Origin of the sequence: Ruegeria sp. HKCCD7255 (assembly GCF_013031565.1) — a bacterium.
GTDB lineage: Bacteria > Pseudomonadota > Alphaproteobacteria > Rhodobacterales > Rhodobacteraceae > Ruegeria.
This window is the reverse complement of the sequence record NZ_WQAG01000026.1, coordinates 1-5,914: the sequence shown is the minus strand read 5'-3', so window position 1 is coordinate 5,914 and position 5,914 is coordinate 1. Positions and strand designations below refer to the sequence as shown.

General features: G+C 53.7%; 2 tRNA genes and 3 rRNA genes. All 5 read left to right on the top strand.

What is annotated here, in order from left to right:
- Nucleotides 1–3: 3 nt before the first annotated feature.
- The 5 genes from GOX45_RS21820 (at nt 4) to rrf (ending at nt 5,884) form a co-directional block, all read left to right on the top strand.
- A 16S ribosomal RNA gene (locus GOX45_RS21820) occupies nt 4–1,465 on the top strand.
- A gap of 273 nt (nt 1,466–1,738) precedes the next feature.
- A tRNA-Ile gene (locus GOX45_RS21815) sits at nt 1,739–1,815 on the top strand.
- A 194-nt stretch (nt 1,816–2,009) separates the two neighbouring features.
- Nucleotides 2,010–2,085: transfer RNA gene (locus GOX45_RS21810), tRNA-Ala, on the top strand.
- Nucleotides 2,086–2,752: 667 nt separating this feature from the next.
- A 23S ribosomal RNA gene (locus GOX45_RS21805) occupies nt 2,753–5,582 on the top strand.
- 187 nt (nt 5,583–5,769) lie between these two features.
- A 5S ribosomal RNA gene (rrf, locus tag GOX45_RS21800) occupies nt 5,770–5,884 on the top strand.
- The 16S, 23S and 5S rRNA genes sit together here with 2 tRNA genes alongside, the layout of an rRNA operon.
- Nucleotides 5,885–5,914 lie beyond the last annotated feature (30 nt).

Genomic DNA, 5,914 nt, shown 5'->3' with positions numbered 1-5,914 from the left:
TTTCAACTTGAGAGTTTGATCCTGGCTCAGAACGAACGCTGGCGGCAGGCCTAACACATGCAAGTCGAGCGCGCCTTTCGGGGTGAGCGGCGGACGGGTTAGTAACGCGTGGGAATATGCCCTTTGGTACGGAATAGCCTCTGGAAACGGAGAGTAATACCGTATGAGCCCTTCGGGGGAAAGATTTATCGCCAAAGGATTAGCCCGCGTTAGATTAGGTAGTTGGTGGGGTAATGGCCTACCAAGCCTACGATCTATAGCTGGTTTTAGAGGATGATCAGCAACACTGGGACTGAGACACGGCCCAGACTCCTACGGGAGGCAGCAGTGGGGAATCTTGGACAATGGGGGCAACCCTGATCCAGCCATGCCGCGTGAGTGATGAAGGCCTTAGGGTCGTAAAGCTCTTTCGCCTGTGAAGATAATGACGGTAGCAGGTAAAGAAACCCCGGCTAACTCCGTGCCAGCAGCCGCGGTAATACGGAGGGGGTTAGCGTTGTTCGGAATTACTGGGCGTAAAGCGCACGTAGGCGGATCGGAAAGTTGGGGGTGAAATCCCGGGGCTCAACCCCGGAACTGCCTCCAAAACTATCGGTCTAGAGTTCGAGAGAGGTGAGTGGAATTCCGAGTGTAGAGGTGAAATTCGTAGATATTCGGAGGAACACCAGTGGCGAAGGCGGCTCACTGGCTCGATACTGACGCTGAGGTGCGAAAGTGTGGGGAGCAAACAGGATTAGATACCCTGGTAGTCCACACCGTAAACGATGAATGCCAGTCGTCGGGTAGCATGCTATTCGGTGACACACCTAACGGATTAAGCATTCCGCCTGGGGAGTACGGTCGCAAGATTAAAACTCAAAGGAATTGACGGGGGCCCGCACAAGCGGTGGAGCATGTGGTTTAATTCGAAGCAACGCGCAGAACCTTACCAACCCTTGACATCCCGGGACCGGTCCAGAGATGGGCCTTTCACTTCGGTGACTCGGTGACAGGTGCTGCATGGCTGTCGTCAGCTCGTGTCGTGAGATGTTCGGTTAAGTCCGGCAACGAGCGCAACCCACATCCCTAGTTGCCAGCAGTTCGGCTGGGCACTCTATGGAAACTGCCCGTGATAAGCGGGAGGAAGGTGTGGATGACGTCAAGTCCTCATGGCCCTTACGGGTTGGGCTACACACGTGCTACAATGGTGGTGACAGTGGGTTAATCCCCAAAAACCATCTCAGTTCGGATTGGGGTCTGCAACTCGACCCCATGAAGTCGGAATCGCTAGTAATCGCGTAACAGCATGACGCGGTGAATACGTTCCCGGGCCTTGTACACACCGCCCGTCACACCATGGGAGTTGGTTCTACCCGACGGCCGTGCGCTAACCTTTTGGAGGCAGCGGACCACGGTAGGATCAGCGACTGGGGTGAAGTCGTAACAAGGTAGCCGTAGGGGAACCTGCGGCTGGATCACCTCCTTTCTAAGGATGTTTCTAGCATCTTGAGCTTGCTCTTGATCGTGAAACACTTAGCAGAAGATCAACAAACAAAGTTGGTCAAACTCAACAGGTCCTCAAGTAGCCGAATAGGCGGTAGGACACTGTAGAGCCGAGCCGTCCTCATATCTCTTCAGAACATAGCGTGAGCTACTGCTCATGCAGATCGGTTTTGCTTAAGGCAAGCTGGCCCTCTCGGCAGATTTGCTTTGCAAATCGCCTGCCGGGCGACGCCGATTTTGCGGGGCAAAATCAGCTGGGTCGGTAGCTCAGGTGGTTAGAGCGCACGCCTGATAAGCGTGAGGTCGGAGGTTCAAGTCCTCCTCGACCCACCACTTCCTCGCTTCGCTCGTCGTGGTGGATCTCGTCGGATTTATGATTTGTGCGTCCTCGGGTCTTCGACCCTGCGGGCGACACGGGCATCGACCCACGGGGACTGTCCTTTGAGTATAGCGATTTGGCAGAGATGCGTAGCATCGGCGCCAAATGCGGCCTCAAGTAGCCGAATAGGCGGTAGGCCAAAAAAGATGGGGCCTTAGCTCAGCTGGGAGAGCGCCTGATTTGCATTCAGGAGGTCAGGAGTTCGATCCTCCTAGGCTCCACCATTCCTCGCTTCGCTCGTCATGGTGAGGGTTATCCAAAGAGAGCAGGTTTTTGAGCATTTTTAGGAATGCTGAGATGTCTGTTCTTACAGACTACGGAGTGCGACCGCGCATCTTCTTCGAAGATACGCTGCCTCGCACCCAAACGATCTCCTTCGGAGATCATTTGAAATCGTATAGAGAGAAATCAATCAACACTGTTTGATGGACGCCGAGTGTGGCGTTGATCTCAGTTGGTCCTCACGTGCTCAAGTAGCCGAATAGGCGGTAGCACACATAGTGAGGAGGTTCGATTTGGGGTGTTTCCTCGCCCTGCTTTGAATATCCCGGCTGAAACGAACAGAGTTGTCCAAGTCAAGTACACTAACCCCTCACTTTCTTCGTAAGAAGACAAGTGAGCAGGTTTTGGCAGGCCTCGATGGGCTGCTGAAACCTACATGTCTTCTATCCTCCATGTGGGGCCGACCGACATCGGCAGCATGGGTTCCAGGATGGAAGGCGGGAAAGTATGCTTTTGGTTCAGAAGAATGACTGCCTTTAGTTACCAGCTGGGCGGTCTCGATTGATCCGACCCCGAACTGTGAAGGCCGAAGGCCGGAAGAGTTCATGTCCTCAAGTAGCCGATTAGGCGGTAGGACAAAAAAGGTCGTGTCTTTCTTTTTCTGGATCAAATCAAGCGCGAGAAGGGCGTTTGGTGAATGCCTTGGCAGCAAGAGGCGATGAAAGACGTGATACTCTGCGATAAGCCATGGGGAGCTGAGAATAAGCTTTGATCCATGGATTTCTGAATGGGGCAACCCACCTGAAAGTTCTCTATTATTACTTCGGTATTTAATAGGGTTCTTAAACAGGTACTTAAGACCTGAATACATAGGGTTTTAAGAGCAAACCCGGGGAACTGAAACATCTAAGTACCCGGAGGAAAGGACATCAATTGATACTCCCCTAGTAGCGGCGAGCGAACGGGGACCAGCCGAGCCGGATAAGTGAGAAGAACATGTTGGGAAGCATGGCCATAGCGGGTGACAGCCCCGTATTCGAAGCTTTGACGGACGTATTAAGTAGGGCGGAACACGTGAAATTCTGTCTGAAGATCGGAGGACCACCTTCGAAGGCTAAGTACTCCTTGCTGACCGATAGCGAACCAGTACCGTGAGGGAAAGGTGAAAAGCACCCCGACGAGGGGAGTGAAACAGTACCTGAAACCGAACGCCTACAATCAGTCGGAGGCTCCTTGCGAGCTGACGGCGTACCTTTTGTATAATGGGTCATCGACTTGGTCTTACGAGCAAGCTTAAGCCGTTAGGTGTAGGCGTAGCGAAAGCGAGTCTTAATAGGGCGTATGAGTTCGTGGGATCAGACCCGAAACCGAGTGATCTAGGCATGGCCAGGCTGAAGGTAAGGTAACACTTACTGGAGGGCCGAACCCACATCTGTTGAAAAAGATCGGGATGAGCTGTGCCTAGGGGTGAAAGGCCAATCAAACTCGGAGATAGCTGGTTCTCTGCGAAATCTATTTAGGTAGAGCGTCATCCGAATACCCCGGGGGGTAGAGCACTGGATGGGTAATGGGGCCCCACAGGCTTACTGATCCTAACCAAACTCCGAATACCCGGGAGTACTAGATGGCAGACACACTGCGGATGCTAACGTCCGTAGTGGAGAGGGAAACAACCCTGACCTACGACTAAGGCCCCCAATTCATGGCTAAGTGGGAAAGCAGGTGGGACGACCAAAACAACCAGGAGGTTGGCTTAGAAGCAGCCATCCTTTAAAGATAGCGTAACAGCTCACTGGTCTAAATAAGTTGTCCTGCGGCGAAGATGTAACGGGGCTCAAGCCATGAGCCGAAGTCTAGGGATGCGTAAGCATCGGTAGCAGAGCGTAGTGTGACATAAGATTTATCCTCTTTAGCGTTCTTCGGAGCGCCATGGAGGATCTGAATCTTTTCGATGAAGCGGGCGCGTGAGCGATCCCGTGGAGAGATCACTAGTGAGAATGATGACATGAGTAGCGACAAAGAGTGTGAGAGACACTCTCGCCGAAAGTCCAAGGGTTCCTGCTTAAAGCTAATCTGAGCAGGGTAAGCCGGCCCCTAAGCCGAGGCCGAAAGGCGTAGGCGATGGGAATCAGGTTAATATTCCTGAGCCAGGAGGATGTGACGGATTGCAGGTGTAGTTCAACCTTATCGGATTGGTTGGGCTGCTGAGCAGTTCCTGGAAATAGCCCTCCATCAGACCGTACCCTAAACCGACACAGGTGGACTGGTAGAGCATACCAAGGCGCTTGAGAGAACGATGTTGAAGGAACTCGGCAAAATACCTCCGTAAGTTCGCGAGAAGGAGGCCCGGTTCCTAGGCAACTAGGGGCTGGGGGCACAAACCAGGGGGTGGCGACTGTTTATTAAAAACACAGGGCTCTGCGAAGTCGCAAGACGACGTATAGGGTCTGACGCCTGCCCGGTGCCTGAAGGTTAAAAGGAGAGGTGAGAGCCTTGAATTGAAGCCCAGGTAAACGGCGGCCGTAACTATAACGGTCCTAAGGTAGCGAAATTCCTTGTCGGGTAAGTTCCGACCTGCACGAATGGCGTAACGACTTCCCCGCTGTCTCCAACATCGACTCAGCGAAATTGAATTGCCTGTCAAGATGCAGGCTTCCCGCGGTTAGACGGAAAGACCCCGTGCACCTTTACTACAGCTTCGCACTGGCATCAGGCACAACATGTGCAGGATAGGTGGTGGGCTTTGAAACCGGGACGCCAGTTCCGGTGGAGCCTCCCTTGAGATACCACCCTTGTTCTGCTTGATGTCTAACCGCGGTCCGTTATCCGGATCCGGGACCCTGCGTGGCGGGTAGTTTGACTGGGGCGGTCGCCTCCTAAAGCGTAACGGAGGCGCGCGAAGGTTGGCTCAGAGCGGTCGGAAATCGCTCGTTGAGTGCAATGGCAGAAGCCAGCCTGACTGCAAGACTGACAAGTCGAGCAGAGTCGAAAGACGGCCATAGTGATCCGGTGGTCCCGAGTGGAAGGGCCATCGCTCAACGGATAAAAGGTACGCCGGGGATAACAGGCTGATACTGCCCAAGAGTCCATATCGACGGCAGTGTTTGGCACCTCGATGTCGGCTCATCTCATCCTGGGGCTGGAGCAGGTCCCAAGGGTACGGCTGTTCGCCGTTTAAAGAGGTACGTGAGCTGGGTTTAGAACGTCGTGAGACAGTTCGGTCCCTATCTGCCGTGGGTGTAGGAGACTTGAGAGGAGTTGCCCCTAGTACGAGAGGACCGGGGTGAACGATCCACTGGTGGACCAGTTGTCGTGCCAACGGCAGTGCTGGGTAGCTATGATCGGACAGGATAACCGCTGAAGGCATCTAAGCGGGAAGCCCCCCTCAAAACAAGGTCTCCCTGAGGGCCGTGGAAGACCACCACGTCAATAGGCCGGAGATGTAAGCGCAGTAATGCGTTCAGTTGACCGGTACTAATCGCCCGATAGGCTTGATTTGATCCAGTAATGGAAAGACAAGACCAGAAGCATACACCAACCTTGACAATGGATAACGTCGTAGCGCCAAGCCGCGATGTTGGTTGATACTATAACCGGGCAGGACCGCGCATCCGCTTCGCGAATACGCTGCCTCCTGCTCGTCGCCTTTTTGCTAAGCAAAAAGAGCGACGGGGGCTTTTCCTCGGTTTGGTGGTCATAGCGCAAGTGAAACACCCGGTCCCATACCGAACCCGGAAGTTAAGCACTGCCGCGCCAATGGTACTTGGGCTTAAGCCCCGGGAGAGTAGGTCACCGCCAAACCTAGTAAAAGCCCAAACCTCTCTAATACGA